This is a genomic window from Candidatus Clostridium helianthi (assembly GCF_045310795.1).
GTDB classification, from domain to species: domain Bacteria; phylum Bacillota; class Clostridia; order Clostridiales; family Clostridiaceae; genus Clostridium; species Clostridium helianthi.
In genome coordinates this window covers 45,215-65,425 of record NZ_JBJIAB010000032.1, presented here as the reverse complement: position 1 = coordinate 65,425, position 20,211 = coordinate 45,215, and the positions used below count along the sequence as shown (strand labels likewise).

12 protein-coding genes, 6 tRNA genes and 1 other annotated feature are annotated in these 20,211 nt (G+C 30.7%); of the genes, 1 reads left to right on the top strand and 17 read right to left on the bottom strand.

Annotated features, from left to right (window positions below; translation table 11 throughout):
* Positions 1-557 precede the first annotated feature (557 nt).
* Complete coding sequence (locus tag ACJDTP_RS20120) at positions 558-1,580, top strand: DUF5050 domain-containing protein (RefSeq protein ID WP_406762226.1); 1,023 nt, start codon at positions 558-560, stop codon at positions 1,578-1,580.
* Positions 1,581-1,642: 62 nt separating this feature from the next.
* Here the strand turns inward: ACJDTP_RS20120 and murD are convergent, their stop codons facing one another.
* The 17 genes from murD to ACJDTP_RS20035 form a co-directional block, all read right to left on the bottom strand.
* Entirely contained in the window at positions 1,643-3,019 is a 1,377-nt protein-coding gene (gene murD / locus ACJDTP_RS20115; protein WP_406762225.1) for a UDP-N-acetylmuramoyl-L-alanine--D-glutamate ligase, read from the bottom strand.
* A 148-nt stretch (positions 3,020-3,167) separates the two neighbouring features.
* Complete coding sequence (locus ACJDTP_RS20110; protein ID WP_077842819.1) at positions 3,168-4,559, bottom strand: glycine--tRNA ligase; 1,392 nt, start codon at positions 4,557-4,559, stop codon at positions 3,168-3,170.
* A 50-nt stretch (positions 4,560-4,609) separates the two neighbouring features.
* Positions 4,610-4,783, bottom strand: a binding site (T-box leader).
* Between the two features lie 75 nt (positions 4,784-4,858).
* A tRNA-Asn gene (locus ACJDTP_RS20105) sits at positions 4,859-4,933 on the bottom strand.
* A 429-nt stretch (positions 4,934-5,362) separates the two neighbouring features.
* Positions 5,363-5,437: transfer RNA gene (locus tag ACJDTP_RS20100), tRNA-Asn, on the bottom strand.
* A 429-nt stretch (positions 5,438-5,866) separates the two neighbouring features.
* Positions 5,867-5,941 (bottom strand) — tRNA-Asn (locus ACJDTP_RS20095).
* A gap of 310 nt (positions 5,942-6,251) precedes the next feature.
* Positions 6,252-7,757, bottom strand: coding sequence for a lysine--tRNA ligase (gene lysS / locus ACJDTP_RS20090; RefSeq protein WP_078117573.1), 1,506 nt, complete (start codon positions 7,755-7,757; stop codon positions 6,252-6,254).
* Between the two features lie 14 nt (positions 7,758-7,771).
* Positions 7,772-8,254, bottom strand: coding sequence for a transcription elongation factor GreA (gene greA / locus ACJDTP_RS20085; protein ID WP_077837375.1), 483 nt, complete (start codon positions 8,252-8,254; stop codon positions 7,772-7,774).
* A 481-nt stretch (positions 8,255-8,735) separates the two neighbouring features.
* Positions 8,736-9,701, bottom strand: a complete 966-nt coding sequence (gene dusB / locus ACJDTP_RS20080) for a tRNA dihydrouridine synthase DusB (protein ID WP_406762224.1) — start codon at positions 9,699-9,701, stop codon at positions 8,736-8,738.
* Between the two features lie 49 nt (positions 9,702-9,750).
* A complete protein-coding gene (locus ACJDTP_RS20075) occupies positions 9,751-10,551 on the bottom strand; it encodes a type III pantothenate kinase (RefSeq protein WP_017209495.1) in 801 nt (266 codons plus the stop codon).
* A 191-nt stretch (positions 10,552-10,742) separates the two neighbouring features.
* Positions 10,743-12,413 (bottom strand): formate--tetrahydrofolate ligase, encoded by a 1,671-nt coding sequence (locus ACJDTP_RS20070; RefSeq protein WP_077837373.1) that lies wholly within the window; start codon positions 12,411-12,413, stop codon positions 10,743-10,745.
* A 204-nt stretch (positions 12,414-12,617) separates the two neighbouring features.
* Entirely contained in the window at positions 12,618-14,426 is a 1,809-nt protein-coding gene (gene ftsH / locus ACJDTP_RS20065; protein ID WP_077837372.1) for an ATP-dependent zinc metalloprotease FtsH, read from the bottom strand.
* A 74-nt stretch (positions 14,427-14,500) separates the two neighbouring features.
* Positions 14,501-15,040 carry a hypoxanthine phosphoribosyltransferase gene (gene hpt, locus ACJDTP_RS20060; protein ID WP_077837371.1) on the bottom strand — a complete coding sequence of 180 codons (540 nt, stop codon included), beginning with the start codon at positions 15,038-15,040 and terminating at the stop codon, positions 14,501-14,503.
* Between the two features lie 2 nt (positions 15,041-15,042).
* Positions 15,043-16,449: a tRNA lysidine(34) synthetase TilS gene (gene tilS, locus ACJDTP_RS20055; protein WP_406762223.1), complete on the bottom strand. Its 1,407-nt coding sequence runs from the start codon at positions 16,447-16,449 to the stop codon at positions 15,043-15,045.
* Between the two features lie 262 nt (positions 16,450-16,711).
* Complete coding sequence (spoIIE, locus tag ACJDTP_RS20050) at positions 16,712-19,123, bottom strand: stage II sporulation protein E (protein WP_406762222.1); 2,412 nt, start codon at positions 19,121-19,123, stop codon at positions 16,712-16,714.
* Between the two features lie 664 nt (positions 19,124-19,787).
* Positions 19,788-19,863: transfer RNA gene (locus ACJDTP_RS20045), tRNA-Met, on the bottom strand.
* A 21-nt stretch (positions 19,864-19,884) separates the two neighbouring features.
* Positions 19,885-19,973, bottom strand: a tRNA-Leu gene (locus tag ACJDTP_RS20040).
* Between the two features lie 70 nt (positions 19,974-20,043).
* Positions 20,044-20,119 (bottom strand) — tRNA-Met (locus ACJDTP_RS20035).
* Positions 20,120-20,211 lie beyond the last annotated feature (92 nt).

Sequence of the window (20,211 nt, the reverse complement as noted above, 5' to 3'; positions counted from 1 at the left end):
AGGATCAAACTCTCAATAAAAAGTTTAATCTTAGCTTACTCAAATAAAAATTGCTGGTTTACTTAAATGTATTTATCATATTCTGTTCAATTTTCAAAGATCTCTCAGTCAACTTGACTGCTTTATTATGATAACATCATTAGCTATCGTTGTCAATAATTATTTTTAATATTTTTTCTAATTATTTAAAACTTTTTAGCTAATTTTTTATCTGTTGTTCATCAATTACTCGTGACAACGAATATAATCATACCATGTTTTTTATATAATATTACCTCTACATCCATTGTTATTAAGAATTATAATTAATATATATGCCTTTTTCTAACAAATGCTCCTTATTACACTATAAGACACACGTGGAAGCGTTAATTTTATTATTTCAATTATTTTCTATAAAAGGCCTGCAAAAACATATAACAACGTCTTTACTGTTATATGAATCTACTCTAATATTAATAATGTAGAATAGAATATACTTCATTACTTAATAGTTAATTATTCTATTTATCTAAAAATACTATTATATATAATTTTAGTTTCAGGAGATTTTAATTATGAATAAAGGATTTTTTTATTTCATTTTACCATTTACCATGTTTTCTTTTATTGGGTGCTCAAGCAACATTGCTTCGCCATCGAACTCACAGACAGCTACCCCTTCAAAAACATCAATACAAGTACAAAATACCCAGGCAACAGATGCAGCTGATCCTAATTCATTTATTTTAACTGGTAGCTCGTCATACTTTTGCCCATTCCTTTTTAATGGTAACAACTTAATATTTCCAAATCCAGATGAGAATAATAGAATTTCGATTATCCCTTCTCCTTTGCCTAAAGATATTCTGGAAAGTAAAAGCGTTACTGATTTTGCAAATTATTCTGCTGACAATATGGTCTTAATTAATCAAATGGTTTATTTTTCAAATGGTTCAGATAATAACACTTTATCTTCATTTAACATTTCTGATAAAACTTATACAAAGTTAAATGACGATTCAGTAAATAATTTAATAGCCGCTAATTCAGAATTATTCTATATAAATAAAAATAACGAAAATAAGATTTACAAATATAATACATCAACAGCAGAGCACTCATTGGTATGCTCTGATAGTGTAGGCTCTTTTATAATTAATGGAGATTTTATTGTCTACCAAAACTTAAGTGATAACTCAAAATTATATTCAATAAAAACGGATGGTACTAATAGACAAAAACTTACCGATTACACAGCTAATAGTTTTATAGTTTTTGATGGGCAGTTACTTTTTTTCAATTCTTCTGATAACAATAATCTATACTCACTAGACCCATCTACATTAAGCTGCAAGAGAATTTCTATAATGAATGGATTTCAGTTGAAGATTATAGATAAATCTATATATTTTATTAACGGCAGTGACTCAAATAACTTATATTCATTATCAGTAGACTTAAAAAATTCAACCGCCACCTCTAAATCAGAAATATCAGAGGGTATAAATGAATATTATTTGACTACCTCAGGTATATTCTATAGCCCAAGTATAAATGTGAATAATATATACTTCAAAGATTTTTCTTCTAAAAGTTAATGCAAAATAGGAGATAAGTATTTATAACTAAACACTTATCTCCTATTTATTGCATTATGCACTTATAAAGACTTCACTATCTCTTTAAACTTATTACCTCTTATCATAAAATTAGGATACATATCAAATGATGCACAAGCAGGTGATAGAGTAACAATATCGCCTGGATTGGCTATGCTTTTAGCAAGTCTTACTGCCTCTTCTAAAGACTCAACCATATTTATATTAATTTTAATTCCTTTTTCCTTATCTAAATTATCAAAAACATCTTTGATCTTGTGCTTTGTCGCTCCCATAAGAATCAATTCTTTTATATATGGGTACCCCTCATATGCTAAAGGTTCAAAAGGTATATTCTTATCATACCCTCCTGCAATAACTATTACTTTTTCACCAAATGCTCTAAGCCCAGCTAAAGTTCTTGTAGGACTTGAAGCAATAGAATCATTATAATATTTAACTCCGTCCATCTCTCTTACAAGTTCGCACCTATGTTCAACGCCAGCAAATGTTTCAGCAACTTTTTTCATTACCTCCACAGAGACATCGTCTTTTGTTGCCAAAAATGCTGCAAGATAATTTTCAACATTATGCATCCCCTTAATTACGATATCATCTTTTTTGCAAACTTCCTTGTCTTCAAGATAGAGTATTCCATTTTTATAGTATGCCCCATCTATCAGTTCTCTTTTTGAACTGAACTCTTTCACATTTCCTTTCGCTTCTTTTATAAATCCATGGGTAATTTCGTTTTCTCCATTCACTACTAAAAGTCCATTTGAATTTTGATATATAAAGATATTCTTTTTCGCATCTATATACTCTTGCATACTTTTATGCATATCTAAGTGATTTGGGGATAAATTTGTACATACTGCAACATCTATTTCTTGAGTCATTGTCATAAGTTGAAAGCTAGATAATTCTAATACAACTTTATCTTCATCATGTATGTTTTCTATTTCTGAAAATAATGGAGTTCCTATATTTCCTCCGACCCATGTTTTATACCCTTGACCTTCTAGTAACTTAGAAATAATTGTTGTTGTTGTTGTCTTTCCATCGCTACCGGTTATTCCATAGACTTTTCCTCTTGTATACCTAACAAACTCTTCCATCTCAGAAGTAACATATGCCCCTTCTTTTCTAGCCCTTACTAATGCTTCACTATCAATCCTCATTGATGGTGTTTTAAATATCACATCAAACCCTTTTAAGTTATCTAGATATTTTTCTCCAAGCTCCAGCTTAACTCCCTTTTTATTAAATCCATCTGCAACGTCTCCAAGTTCTTCTAAATTCTTTTTATCAAAAGCCGTTACAACAGCACCTAAATCTATTAAAAAATTGATTAGCGGAATATTGCTCACTCCAATTCCAACAACTCCAACTTTCTTACCCACTATAAATTCTTTAAACTCATTAAAATCTTTCTTCATGATTTATCCTCCAAATTTAAATCTCTATCCATCGTATATATTATTGCCAAAATTTGTTCTTCGTTATTTTAATTATAACACTTGCAACAAAAAAATAAACTGACCCAAGAAGAAATTATCTTGAATCAGTTTTTGTTTAGGTATAATCCTAAAATTCCAAACTTGCTTGGATATAATTTTCTATTTCACTTATTTTAATTCTTTCTTGTTCCATAGTATCTCTATTTCTAATTGTTACTGACTCATCTTCTAATGTATCGAAATCTATTGTTATACAATAAGGAGTTCCAATTTCATCTTGCCTTCTGTATCTCTTACCTATACTTCCTGTTTCATCGAAATCAAGATTGAATTTCTTACTTAACTCCGCATAAATATCTAAAGATTTTTCTGATAGCTTTTTAGAAAGAGGCAATATTGCTGCTTTAAAAGGAGCTAATGCTGGGTGTAAATGCATTACAGTTCTAACATCTCCACCTTCTAACTCTTCTTCATCATATGCTTCAATTAAAAATGCTAAAGCAACTCTATCTGCACCTAACGACGGCTCTATAACATATGGAACATATTTCTCATTAGTTGTTTGATCTAAATAGCTTAAATCCTGTCCAGAATGTTCTTGATGCTTAGATAAATCATAATCAGTTCTATCTGCTATTCCCCAAAGTTCTCCCCAACCAAATGGGAATAAATATTCTATATCAGAAGTTGCATTCGAGTAGAAAGATAACTCTTCTTCTCCATGATCTCTCATTCTTAAATTTTCTGACTTAACATTCAAGTTTAGCAAGAAATTCCAGCAATAGTCCTTCCAATATTTGTGCCACTCTAAATCAGTTCCAGGCTTACAGAAAAATTCTAATTCCATTTGTTCAAATTCTCTTGTTCTGAAAGTAAAATTACCAGGTGTAATTTCATTTCTAAAAGATTTACCTATTTGAGCTATACCAAATGGTACTTTTTTTCTTGATGTTCTTTGCACTGCTTTAAAATTAACAAAAATACCTTGTGCTGTTTCTGGTCTTAAATACATTTCTGATTTAGCATCTTCAGTAACACCTTGAAATGTTTTAAACATAAGATTAAACTTTCTTATATCTGTGTAGTTCATTTTTCCACATTTAGGACAAACTATGTTATTTTTTTCAATATATTCTTTCAATTGTTCATTAGTCCATCCATCAGCTGTAGCTACTTCTGCTCCATTTTCTGTCATATGATCTTCAACTAATTTATCAGCTCTAAATCTTGCCTTGCATTCCTTACAATCCATTAATGGGTCTGAGAAACCTCCAACATGCCCTGATGCAACCCAAACTTCTCTATTCATTAAAATAGCGGAATCCAATCCAACATTATAAGGACTTTCTTGAACAAACTTTTTCCACCATGCTTTTTTTACATTATTTTTGAATTCTACTCCTAAAGGACCGTAATCCCACGAATTAGCTAGACCACCATATATATCTGAGCCTGGAAATACAAATCCTCTATTTTTACAAAGAGCCACAATCTTATCCATTGTTTTTTCTACTGCCATTGTTTTATCCCTCCAAATATATTTTTATAAAATAAAAAGGGCTTTAAGCACAAAGGGACGAAATATAATTCCGCGGTTCCACCCTTCTTGGCTTAAGCCCATCTTTCTTCATCGATTTCCTCACACTCAAAAGCTCCATTCATTTATAACCAATAATGATTTCCACCAAACATCATCTCTCTTCAACTGACTTATAAATTACTCTTCTTTTTCAACATGTGTATTTAATTTATAAATTAATTTTAACAAAATCATTTTATATGTCAAGATTGAATATTTTCTAAAAAAATATAAAAAAATGGCTCCGCGAAGAGGACTCGAACCTCCAACCTATCGGTTAACAGCCGAGTGCTCCACCATTGAGCTATCGCGGAACGTCATTACTTAATCTATTATATCAGCTTTTTTAGATTATGCAACCCTTTTTTAATAAAATATCAAATTTATATCTCTATACTATCAAAATTATCAAATAGCATCTACATTTTAGAATTAATACATATTATATATTCCTAATTCATCTTTATAAAACTTGGAAAGAATAAAATCTCAAGCGATTGTGGAACTGTAGATTTTTGCGCATCTGATTTTTCAAATGTAAGCAAGAAAAATTCGGCGAGCTAATATACTTTTTCATTCTCTTTACAAACTGTGATTCTCTGAGTAAGTATTTCCATAACTTATACCCTCAAGAGTAACAATGTTCACAAATTTAAATTTAGTATAAATTCATATGGAATAAAAAAAGCTATAACAATGCTTACAAAATACATGCTATAACTTATAATACTATTCTAAAAAAATGGCTCCGCGAAGAGGACTCGAACCTCCAACCTATCGGTTAACAGCCGAGTGCTCCACCATTGAGCTATCGCGGAACGTCATTACTTAATCTATTATATCAGCTTTTTTAGATTATGCAACCCTTTTTTAATAAAATATCAAATTTATATCTCTATACTATCAAAATTATCAAATAGCATCTACATTTTAGAATTAATACATATTATATATTCCTAATTCATCTTTATAAAACTTGGAAAGAATAAAATCTTAAGCGATTGTGGAACTGTAGATTTTTGAGCATCTAATTTTTCAAATGTGTGTGAGAAAAATTCGGCAGGCTAATATATTTTTTCATTCTCTTTACAAACTGTGATTCTCTGAGTAAGTATTTCCATAACTTATACCCTCAAGAGTAAAAATGTTCACAAATTCAAATTTAGTATAAATTCATATGGAATAAAAAAAGCTATAACAATGCTTACAAAATACATGCTATAACTTATAATACTATTCTAAAAAAATGGCTCCGCGAAGAGGACTCGAACCTCCAACCTATCGGTTAACAGCCGAGTGCTCCACCATTGAGCTATCGCGGAACGTCATTACTTAATCTATTATATCAGTTTTTTCTAATTATGCAAGTCTTTTTTATATTTTATTTACTTTTGTTGTTTTCAGAAATGCCTATAGCTTTTCTTTCTTATTATCCAAAAGGAATAATAATTACTATAAATATTTATGCAGATACAAAATATTTCTGGGCTTATTATAGACTTCCAAATTTTAAATTATTTTTCTTATATTTCATTTTTAATCAACAGCAATAAAAGGTTCATATATGCCTTTTACACATATAGAACCTTTTTATAGAAGTAAATATAATCTATTTACTTTAATTGCATCAAATTATTTCTGCGGTCTCATTGTTGGGAATAATATAACATCTCTGATTGAAGCTGAATCAGTTAAGAACATTATAAGTCTATCTATTCCCATTCCCATTCCACCTGTTGGTGGCATACCTGTTTCAAGAGCACTCATGAATTGTTCATCTAGCATATATGCCTCGTCATCTCCAAGTTCTCTCTCTTTAGCTTGTTGTTCAAATCTTTCTCTTTGAACTATAGGATCATTTAACTCAGAGTATGCATTGCAAAGTTCTCTACCAAATACAAATCCTTCAAATCTTTCAGTAAATTCAGGATTTCCTCTCTTTTTCTTTGTAAGAGGTGAAATTTCAACTGGATAATCCATAACAAATGTAGGTTGAATCATGTTCGCTTCACCGAATTCTTCATATAGAGCATTTAGAACATCACCTTTTGTAACAGTATCCAATGGCTTAGAAAATTCTAAATGTTTTTCTTTAGCTATAGCTTGAGCTTCTTCATTAGATTTAATTTCATTAAAATCTACACCTGCATATTCTTTTACAGCGTCAACCATAGTTATTCTTCTCCATGGCGGCTTAAAATCTATTTCTGTTCCTTGATAAGAAACTTTAGTAGTTCCATTTATCTTTTCGCAAATGTATGCAACCATATTTTCTGTAATTTCCATCATATCATTATAATCAGAATATGCTTCATATAATTCAATAGCTGTAAATTCAGGATTATGTCTTACTGACATACCTTCATTTCTAAAATTTCTTCCTATTTCATATACCTTTTCAAAACCAGCAACTATTAATCTCTTAAGATATAACTCAGTAGCTATTCTTAAATACATATCCATATCTAAAGTATTGTGATGCGTAATGAAAGGTTTTGCTGCTGCTCCACCAGCTATTGCTCCAAGAATTGGAGTTTCTACTTCTATAAAACTCTTAGAATCTAAAAACTCTCTCATTGCTGATATAATTTTGCTTCTCTTAATAAAAGTATCCTTAACCTCTGAATTTGTAATTATATCAACTTCTCTTTGTCTGTATCTTAAATCTGGATCTTTTAACCCGTGCCATTTTTCTGGAAGTGGCTTTAAAGATTTACAAGTCAATTCAAAAGCATTTACATTTACTGATACTTCACCTGTTTTAGTTGTGAATACTTCTCCAGTTGCTGCAATCCAATCACCTAAATCAAAAGTTTTATATTGCTTTAAATTTTCTTCCCCAACCTTATCAATCTTTAAGAATAGTTGTATCTTACCATCCTTATCATGTATATCTGAGAAAACAACTTTTCCCTGCCCTCTTTTAGACATTAGTCTTCCTGCAACGGTTACTTCTTTACCTTCTAGTGCATCATAATTTGCCTTAACTTCCTCTGATGTATGAGTTCTGTTGACTTTATAAACATCAAAAGGATCCTTTCCAGCACCTTGTAGCTCTGCTAGTTTAGCTCTTCTCAATCCTTCCTGTTCATTATACTGAGACTCTAACTCTTGCATGCTCATTTCTTCTGTTGACATTGCTGTACCTCCAATTAACTTCTACTTATTCCTAGTATTTCGAATTTATTAACTCCGTCTGGAACTATTACCTCTACTACATCACCAACTTTTTTACCAACTAGTGCATTTCCAACCGGTGATTCGTTTGATATTTTAAAATTCATAGGATCTGCTTCTGCCGAACCTACTATTGAATACTCTACTTCTTCATCAAATTCATAATCTTTAACTTTTACCTTTGATCCAACTGAAACAATATCACTTGGAATCTCTGATTCATCTACAACCACTGCATTTTTAAGCATATTTTCTAATTGAATTATTCTTCCTTCTGTAAATGCTTGGTCGTTTTTAGCTTCATCATACTCAGAATTTTCACTTAAATCTCCGTATCCTAAAGCAATTTTTATCTTTTCAGTTATTTCTTTTCTTTTTACTGTTTTTAGGTATTCTAATTCACTTTCTAATTTTTTAACACCTTCATAAGTCATAACATATTGTTTTGATTGGCTCATATACTTTAACTCCCCTTTAAAACCTTCTATATTATTTATTTTAGTTATTGATTATAATCCTTATTTTGATAAATTATCTATTAAATAAATCTTTTTAAGCAATCTCTTATTATATCGTTAACAGAGAATACCCATAAATTTATAATAATTTGAAAAATATTTTAATCTGAAAATCATTTAACTTATTATAAATCAGCACATTTCATATGTCAATAAATCCTAATTTGAAGTGATTTGCACCGTTAGTTAGCAACTAACTCAGCGTAACTTTACTCATAGCTATGATTGCTATGAATCAAACATTAAATAAACCAAGTTTAAATATTAATATAAAAGTAAATTAGTAAAACATAAATTATCATTTTTACACAAAAGTTAATACTCATATTTATACTAGATTTATTATGAAACCAAATTGCATTTTTCTAAATATTAATAATATGCTTGAAACAATTAAATAATTCTAATTATACTTACAAAACTATAATTCATCTTGATACTTTCTTAAAGCTTCAATAACTTTTTCACTATCATTGATAGTATTAATCTTATTTTTAAGTTCTGTGCATCTTGGAAGTCCTTTAATATACCATGATGCGTGTTTTCTCATTTCCCGTATAGCTTTAAATTCTCCATCATATTTTATTGCTAATTCGTAATGCCTAATGCACATTTCAATTCTTTCATTATCTGAAACTTCTTGAATTACTTCTCCATTAAGCAAATTATTTATCTGTCTAAATATCCATGGATTTCCCTGGCTTCCTCTTGCAATCATTATTCCATCGCAATTGGTAGTTCTTTTCATTCTAATAGCATCTTCTGGAGAAAATACGTCCCCATTTCCTATTACAGGAATTGAAACACTATCCTTAACTCTCTTTATTATGTCCCAATCTGCTTTCCCTTGATACATTTGTTTTCGTGTTCGTCCATGAACAGCAATAGCATCTGCTCCAGCTTGTTCCATCCCTTTGGCAAATTCCACTGCATTAATATTATCTTCATCAAATCCTTTTCTAAACTTGACAGTAACAGGTTTGGTTGAAACCTTTTTTATAGTTCTAACGATATCGTATGCAAGTTCCGGTTCTTTCATTAATGCAGATCCTTCTCCATTTTTAACTATTTTAGGAGCCGGACATCCCATATTAATATCAATGATACAAATATCTTCCCTGTTATTTAAATATTCTTCACAAATTCTAGCCATCACATCTGGCTCTCTACCAAATATCTGGACTGCAACTGGTTTTTCTTCATCTGCTATTCTAAGTAAGGTTTGTGTATTCTCGCTTCCATAATATAATGCTTTAGCACTAACCATTTCGGTATAAACCAAACCACATCCCATTTCCTTACATAATCCTCTAAATGATATGTCAGTTACTCCTGCCATAGGTGCTAGAAATATATTGTTTTCAAAGGTTAAATTCCCTATCTTCATTGTAGAATATACTCCTTACATCTTGTATAAATCTTAATTTCCATATAATTTATCTTTGGGAAATCTCTATTTCTTTATTTTTTTCATATAATATTTTTAATCCTTCTAGTGTTAAATCCGAATCAACCTTATCAATAACATCAGTCTCTTTAGCTATTAAATTTGCTAATCCACCTGTTGCTAATACAAAAGGTTCTTCCTTATACTTAGAATTTTTCATTTCTTGTTTCATTTTTTTTACTATATATTCAACTTGCCCAATATAACCAAATATAATACCAGATTGCATACTTGATACAGTATTTTTGCAAATCATATTTTTTGGTACTTCTAATTCTACTCTAGGAAGCTTAGCTGCTCTTTCAAATAAAGCATCTGCCGAAATTCTTATTCCAGGGCATATGCATCCTCCAAGATAATCTCCATTTGCTCTTACTGCACAAAAAGTTGTAGCTGTTCCAAAGTCTATTATTATAACTGGTCTCTTGTAAATTTCATATGCAGCAACAGCATTCACTATTCTATCTGCTCCAACTTCTCTCGGGTTATCATATTTAATATTTATTCCAGTTTTTACTCCTGGTCCAACTATTATAGGTTCGTGACAAAAACATTTTCTTAACATATTTTCTAAAGAATGCATTATATTAGGAACAACAGAAGAAACTATAACTCCAGTAATATCTTTAGGATTAATGTCACTTAAGTTAAATAGTTGCATAACTTGTATACCATACTCATCTGAAGTTTTATTTCCTTCACTTGAAATACGCCAACTAGCTATATACTTTTCTCCATCATGTACTCCCAAAACAATGTTAGTATTACCTGCATCAACAAGTAAAATCATAGAAAGCACCACCTTAATATAGTTAAATTAAAAGCAGCCCGAAGAGCTGCCTTAATTTTGAAATTGACTAAAAAATAACAATATAATTTTAACAATTATATTTAATTTGTCAAGAGTTTAAATGTGATTTTAGATTAATACCACCATTTTCTAGCTTCTGTTTTCACCTTAAATACACATATATGCATTCATTAGAATAATCCTATTATTTCTCCACTTTTTAATACATCCATCTTATTTGCTGCTGGTACCTTTGGAAGGCCAGGCATAGTCATTATGTCACCTGTCTGAACCACTATAAATCCAGCTCCATTTGATACTCTGACTTCTTTAACTGTAATATCAAATCCTGTAGGTCTAGCTAAAAGGCTAGGATTATCTGATAGTGAATATTGTGTTTTTGCCATACATATAGGAAGTTTATCCAATTTGAACTTTTCTAATTCATCAATTTGTTTTTTTGCTGCTGGAGTATAGTTAACTTTATCTGCTCCATAAATTTCACTAGCAATTGTAAATATTTTCTCCCTAATAGATTTTTCCTTATCATATATAGGCTCAAAATTTGATTCACTATTATCTAGTGCATCTAAAACTATATTGGCAAGGTCAATTCCACCTTCGCCACCTTTAGCCCACACATCACACAAGGCTACTTTAACCCCAATTCTATCGCAGAAATCTTTAATGAATTCCACTTCTTCCGAACTATCTGTAACAAATTTATTTATTGCAACAACAGGTGTAATTTTAAACTTCTTTATATTCTCTATCTGTTTTTCCAAATTAGCAATTCCATTTTTTAACGCTTCAACATTTGGGACATTTAACTCAGTCTTAGCTACTCCTCCATGATGCTTTAATGCTCTTATAGTTGCAACAACTACAACACATTCAGGTTCTAAATTACCATATCTACATTTGATATCAAAGAATTTCTCTGCACCTAAATCTGCTCCAAATCCAGCTTCTGTTATGACAACATCTCCTAACTTTAGAGCAAGTTTAGTTGCCATTATAGAATTACATCCGTGAGCAATATTAGCAAATGGTCCTCCATGTATTAATGCAGGAGTATTTTCTAATGTTTGAACCAAGTTAGGTTTAATCGCGTCTTTCATTAATAGCGCCATAGCTCCTTGTATTTCTAGTTCCTTAGCATAAACAGGATTTCCATCTAAATTATATGCAATTACTATATTTCCCATTCTTTCTTTCAAATCTTCTAGGTCACTTGCTAAACATAATATAGCCATTATTTCAGATGCAACAGTTATATTGAATCCATCTTCTCTAACAAATCCATTAACCTTTCCACCCATCCCAACAATAATATGTCTTAATGCTCTATCATTCATATCCATTACTCTTTTAAATACAATTCTTCTAGAATCAATTCTTAGAACATTACCTTGGTGAATATGATTATCTATTGCTGCTGATAACAAATTATTAGCAGATGTAATAGCATGCATATCTCCAGTAAAATGAAGATTAATATCTTCCATAGGAACAACTTGAGCGTATCCGCCCCCAGCTGCTCCACCCTTAATTCCGAAAACCGGCCCTAATGATGGCTCTCTTAATGCTATAACGGCTTTCTTCCCAATCCTGTTTAAAGCCTGACCAAGCCCTACTGTAACTGTTGACTTTCCTTCTCCTGCAGGAGTTGGATTTATAGCTGTTACTAAAACTAACTTTCCATTATTATTATTTTTAACCTTATCATATACATCTAAAGATATTTTGCACTTATATTTTCCATAGTACTCTATATCATCTTCGCAAAGTCCTAATTTTTCAGCCACATTTTTTATCGGTTCCATCTTTGCCTCTTGAGCAATCTGAATATCACTTTTCATTTAAAATCCCTCCTAAATATAAACCCAAAATCATACTTAATATAATTTATTATATCATTTCACTATACATAATAAAAGTTTTTTTCGAATAATAAGTATAAATAAACTCCTAATATTCGTATTTTTATGAATATTCTATGATTCTACATATAAAAAATTAAAGGGCTATTTCAAACCCATCTTATGCTTGAAATAGCCTGTGTATTAATTATTTACAAAAATATCTTCAAATTCTTCTGCATCAAGTTTTTCTTTTTCAATTAAAGCTTTTGCAACAGCATGTAATTTGTTTATATTTTCTTTTAGAAGCTTATTTGCTCTATCATAAGCCTCATCTATAAATCTCTTTATTTCTTTATCTATTTTAGAACCTATCTCTTCACTAAAGTTTCTTCCTTTACCTAAGTCTCTTCCAAGGAAAACTTCATCATGCCCTGAAGTACTAAATGATATAGTTCCAATTTCTTCACTCATACCATAATCCATAACCATACTTCTGGCTATATGACTTGCTCTATCTATATCATTTTTAGCACCAGTACTTATATCTCCCATAATCAATTTTTCTGCAACTCTTCCACCTAGGAGTCCAACCATCTCATCTTTTAATTTAGACTTAGATGTATAAGAAGTATCCTCCTTTGGAAGATGCATAGTGTATCCACCAGCTCTACCTCTTGGAATTACACTAATTTCGTGAACTGGATCACAGTGTGGAAGTAATCTCATAACAACTGCATGACCTGCTTCATGATAAGCAGTTAATTTCCTATCATGTTCAGTTATTACCCTACTCTTTTTTTCAGGCCCTGCAATTACTTTTGTTATTGCTTCTTCCATTTCAGACATAGAAATTTGTTTTTTATCTTTTCTAACAGCAAGCAGTGCTGCTTCATTTGTTAAATTTTCTAGATCCGCTCCCGAAAAACCTGGAGTTCTTCGAGCAAGAACATCTAATTTCACATCATCTTTTAGTGGTTTCTTTCTTGTATGAACTTTAAGAATTTCTTCTCTACCTTTTACATCTGGTGCTCCAACAATTATTTGCCTATCAAATCTTCCCGGTCTTAATAATGCTGGATCCAATATATCAGGCCTATTGGTTGCAGCTATCATTATGATGCCTTCATTAGCACCAAATCCATCCATTTCGACAAGAAGTTGATTTAATGTCTGTTCCCTTTCGTCATGTCCTCCACCTAAGCCTGCACCTCTCTGTCTTCCAACGGCATCAATTTCATCTATAAATACTATACAAGGTGAATTTTTCTTCGCCTCTTCAAATAAGCTTCTAACTCTCGATGCACCAACACCAACAAACATTTCAACAAAATCAGATCCTGATATACTAAAGAATGGCACTCCTGCCTCTCCTGCTATTGCTTTTGCAAGTAATGTTTTTCCAGTCCCAGGAGGCCCAACTAATAAAACCCCTTTAGGAATTCTTGCACCTATCTGTATATACTTTGATGGCAATCTTAAAAAATCAACAATTTCTTCAAGCTCAGCTTTCTCTTCGTCCGCACCTGCTATATCTTCAAATGTGACTGTTTGTGTATCTGGAGTTACCATTTTAGCTTTACTTTTACCAAAATTCATAACCCCTCTTCCACCACTTCCGCTTTGGGATTGTTGAGTAAATATAAATAGGAATATAAATATAAATACTGCCATTAATATAAATGGAAGTAATGTTGCTATCCACGTTGCATTATTAGATGGTTTTTCAAAAACAACTTTAACATCTAATTTAGGCTGATTTACTATAAGAGAACTAACAAGTTCACCCGGAGCAATAGTAACAAAACTTTTATTATCAGTAGTTTTTCCTTCTATCGTCATGCTGTCTTCCTTGACTAAGATACTTTCTATTTCATTTGCATTCCACTTTTGTATAAATGCACTATAAGTTATCTCATTAGAACCTTTTCCTGTTTGCCACATAGTAACCGCTGCTAAAATTAGCATAACTGAGCATACAATCCATACAGCCGCACTTGAATATTTTTTCATTCAAGGCCCCCCTCTCTCATCATATTTAAAATTTTACCATAGGAATATTTTTATTACAATTAAATTTGAATTTTCTATTTTTCATATACTTCAGGCTTTAATATCCCTATAAAAGGTAAATTCCTGTACTTTTCAGCATAATCTATTCCATAACCTACTATGAATCCATCAGGAACCTCAAATCCAATATATTTAACATCTAGATCAGATTTACGCCTCGCTTGCTTATTTAGTAATGCAACTATTTCTATACTATTTGCTTTTCTTGCTTTTAAATATTTAAGTAAATATGTTAATGTTACTCCTGTATCAACGATATCCTCAACAACTAAAATATCTTTTCCTTCTATACTATTATCCAAGTCTTTTAATATTCTTACGACACCAGATGTTTCTGTAGAACTTCCATAACTTGATACTGCCATAAAATCTATTTCACATTTAATAGATATGTTTTTTATTAGCTCTGCAGCAAATATTACTGATCCTTTTAAAATACCAACTATAAGTAAATCTCTTCCTCTATAATCTGTACTTATTTCACTTGCGAGTTCTTTAATTCTTTTACTTAAAATTTCTTCTGAGTATAGTATCTCTTGTATATCTTGTTTCATATTTAATATTCCTTTCTTTGAACGACTACTTTTAATATATTCGTACTTTTACTTGTAAGTTTATATTCTTCTGATATTCTAATTCCAATAACCCATGCAATCCTTTCATCAAAGCATAAAATAGGGATGCATTCTCTTTCATCTTTAGGAATTTTCATATCAATAAAAATATCTTTTATTTTTTTGCTGCCACTCATTCCTAATGGAGTAATTTTATCTCCATTCTTTCTGTTTCGTATTGAAATATTACTATTAATTTTATCAAAATCAAAATACTTAACGAAATCTCCTTGCTTTAAGTTTATAGCATTTTCATTATAACCATTAATTATAGAAAATTGAATAATATACTTATGAAACTCAACTGTATTTATATATATGTTATCTTTACCTAAAATTATTTCTTCTTTTTTACTATTTATATCTGATTTTTTTGTCTTCGTTTTTATGTATATATCCCCATAAACATTTTCAGCACAAACTCCATTTGGGAGATGCACTAACTTTCCCGAGTATTTTTGAGCCAAACAAGATATCTCATATATATGCTTAACTTCAAAATCGTAATTAGACTTTGAATACCTTGTTAATGCATGCCTTAATACTCTATTAACCAAAGGTTCTTCCTCTTTAAATATTTCCTTTTTTATTATAAAATAATCATTACATTCTATACAATATTTATTGTATAAACCAGCGGATAATTTTTCAAGGAATTCATTATCTTTTTGCAATAATGTAGACATCCTATTTAAAGTCTGTACTATATCTTCATTAAAATTTTCTTTTATATATGGCAATATATCTAATCTTATCTTATTTCTATTATAAATTTTTTCAAAGTTAGTTTTATCAATCCTTGGATTTAAGTTCTTTAGTTTTACGTAATTCTCTACTTCCTCTCTACTTAAACATAAAATGGGCCTTATTATTTTATCATCTCTAGATGCCCTGATACCTCCTAATCCTTCAAGGCCTGTGCCCCTCATAAGTCTAAACAAAACTGTCTCCGCCTGATCATTTGCATTATGTGCAGTCGCAATCTTATTAAAACCTTCTTTTCTTAAGATTTCATCAAAAAAATCATATCTGGCGCTCCTTCCTGCCATTTCGGAAGACAATTTACTTTCCTTAGAATAAGCATTGATATCCACACGTTTGACAAAACACTCTATCCCCATATGGTTGCATATATTAATAACATATTTCTCATCTTTAAATGCATCTTCGCCTCTTAAAAGATGATTTAAGTGTGCAGCAGCTATGCTTATATTTAATTTTTCTCTTAACTCGAATAAAACATTTAAAAGACATATAGAATCTGGTCCTCCAGAAAGAGCAATCAAAATTTTATCGTTAGGTTTAATAAGGTTATTGTCCTTTATATAAGACAGTACTTTTCTATACAAAAATAACACTCCTACTTATTTATTATTATGTCATATACAGTTCCGCTTCTTATATTTTACGTATATACGTTCTAAATGTAAACATTATTGCTTCAATTTAACAATTGAAAACTCATTCTATATAAATATAACATTATTATTTAAAACAATCTTATTTATTTGAATATGAAATAAATACAAATAGCTGTTTCAAATTTAACCTACAATTTAAATTTCTGAAACAGCTATTTATAATATTTTAATAACTTATCGGACGATAATCTTAGCTATCTAAATAAACTTTTGAAACTACAACTGTCATATCATCTTTAATCGTTCCGTTGCTTAATTTCTTTGCTCTTTCTAGCACCTTTTCTGACAGTTCTCTAGGATCTGAATTAATCGTCTTTAAATATTCTTCAATCCAAGTTGATTCTCCCGAGTTTGATTTATCTATATCTAAAATACCATCGCTAACATTAATTAAAATATCACCAGGTCTTAGCACTTCTCTTATAACTTCCACGTCCACTTCATCTACAAGTCCAAAAGGCAAATTCTTAGAATTAATAGTTATTACATCGCGGCCTCTCTTGATAAAGCTAGGCGCTGCACCTATCTTAACAAATATTGCATTACCATTATATAAGTCAATTCTATTTAAATCTAAAGTTGCATATTTTTCATCTTCTGAGAATCTCATTCCCATTATAGAATTGACTGTGTTGACCGTTATGTCCTCATCGAACCCTGCTTCAATAAGCTTTTCTACCAAATCAACAGTTGCTTTGCTTTCTTCTTTGGCCTCCGGTCCAGAACCCATTCCATCACTTAGGATAGTCATATACGTTCCATTTCTTGTCCTTCCAAAACTATAACTATCACCTATTTGAGTTTCTCCACCTTTTGGTTCCATTGCACCATAAGATACCATATAATACCTCGGTTTTTCTTCTATCGTTATAATACATTCATTTGTGTTTGGATTTATTTTGCATCCATCATCCCCAATGCACAACTTCATTCTCATAGCGCTGCTTAATAGAGAAACTATGTTTTTTCCATAATAATCAGCTCCTTCGCAATTATTTACACTTAATCTAATCTTGACCCTACCGCTTTTATCTATATAACAAAAAATATCATTGTAATATATGGAATTTTTATTTAGTATACGTTTCGTCAACCTTTCTAAATCAGTATCTATTCTAACCTCCTTTTTAAAGTCACTAAGAAGATTATCTAAAGTACACGATATGTTAGTTATATGGGATGATAATATATTTCTTCCTTCTGCTAATCTTTCCCTTATTGATTCATTTACATTATAATTAGTTACAATCCCTTCCGCATTTTTTAAAAGTGTAAAATTCTTAATGCATCTTTTTTGCAAATCTATAGGAATTGCTAATTTGCCCTCCTCTTTACTTTGAATTAACATTTGAAAAGAGTTAAATGTTTGATGAAACTCTCTTTCCCAGCATAAAGGTCTATTTTCACAGCTTGAACAACTTCTATCTGCCAAGTTTTCTACCAATGCACTCCCTTTCGATTTAATCAATAAATTTTCATTATCATTGTTAGTTAATAAGCATCTTGATACATTTGTAAGTACACTTGTAAGTTCTTTTAATTTAAAAGTAAATTCCTCCTTTATTGCATTCAATTGAATTTCGCCTAAAGATGCTTTCTTTCTATATGGATTTATCTCAATTTCAATACTTGTAAATACAGGTTTTGGAACACACAAAAATAAAACAGAACTAGTAAGAACCTCAACTCCCAACTTCAATGTTACTGCATTAGAATACAAAGCTAATGCAGTATAAATTATTATACCTGATAGTATTGAAAATATTTTCCCCGTATCTTTAAATATACCAACAATTAAGCCTCCAACTCCAAAAAAGGCTACACTATACATCATATCATTTGAAGCAACTCCAAGCATTATTCCCATAGAAACTCCAATCATAGTTCCATATGTTGCTCCACCTACATAAGCAATCGTTAAAACTAACGTAAGCGCACATATATTTCTTATAGAGTAATTACTAATATTTACATTACCTATTCCTGCAACTAATAAACATAAAAATATTCCAATACTTACTATTTCTTCTGAAGAAAAGAAGTAATTGGTATTAATCTCTTCCAAAGAATTTAACGCATACTTTATAACATAATATATAGGCACTACAATTAATGTCTGTATTAAACATAAAGTTATATTTACGCCAAGTTCATATTTATTAACCAGTAAACCATAACAAAAAAAACTACTTAGAATTATTACAAAACCCACTAATTCCTTTTTTCTATTTTTAGCTTGTGCTATAAACACATAGTAAATTGTGACTAAAGCTACAGCTACTAAATATAAATAACCATCTGTCAGTAAACTACTTATTGTTAGATATCCTATAGCAATTCCAATTGCTACAATTAAACTATTTCTCCTATTCTCTTTTGTAACTACAGCTATCAAATACGCAATTCCTATTGGCGCTATACCAAGACTATCTGATTGATTTAATAATAAATTTACCCTACCAAGTAAGATTCCTGATATTAGAATAATCCCTAACTTCACTATAGATGTCTTCATCCACAACTTTTTTCTTAAGTTTTCTACTCTAGTTATTCCTTCATACTTATTCAACCCTAATCCATACTGCACATTAGCTCGCCTCATTTCCAAATAATGTAATTTGATTATAGCATCATAACATTACGATAAATGTCATAAGGTGTTTATGGTATAAAGTTTTCGTAGGACAACTTCATCTAAATTTCTCTAATATCTAATGATTTAATAGATTATTTTCTTTATTACATTTTGATCTAACATCTTACTTAGTTAAGACAAATCAAGATATCTGGCTAATTATCAAATTTAAAACGTTATAATTAATTTGTCGTTAATCTTATTTTATTAGAAATTTATATATAAAATATTTTTCATAAAATCATAAATCCTGAATACACTTTTTAATTACTCCTTAAAATAATGTTTTTTTGCAATTATTCTTGAATTTTCTTAGCTTAAGTGACTAAAATCCGCATTTAATAATCAATCTTATGACAAGTTAACTTACAGTACTCAAAATATTAAGCACTAAAAAAAGCCTAACATAAGTGTAGTCATCTACATTCATATTAAACTTCTATCTATAACTAATTTAAACACCATGTTAGAAAAGTAAACTTTAAATATCTCATTCTTAGCATTATAAATCGATGCTAAAGTTTTCTTCTCAATGGCTAGGAATTTATTCAGAATATTATACCTTTATCTTATACTTCATATAATAAATATTTTCCAAACAAAAAAGACCTGAGCTATTGCTTAAGTCTTATGGTTGCGGAGGCAGGACTTGAACCTACGACCTTCGGGTTATGAGCCCGACGAGCTACCAACTGCTCCACCCCGCGATATTATTCTTTTCATATATATGGTGCCGAAGACCGGAATCGAACCGGTACGGTGTTTAACTACCGCAGGATTTTAAGTCCTGTGCGTCTGCCAGTTCCGCCACTTCGGCATATTCATTGTATACTACAAGCTTACGACATATAAATTAAAGCTTTGATAACAAAACTTACTAAACTTTATGGTTGCGGAGGCAGGACTTGAACCTACGACCTTCGGGTTATGAGCCCGACGAGCTACCAACTGCTCCACCCCGCGACATTATTCTTTTAATATATATGGTGCCGAAGACCGGAATCGAACCGGTACGGTGTTTAACCACCGCAGGATTTTAAGTCCTGTGCGTCTGC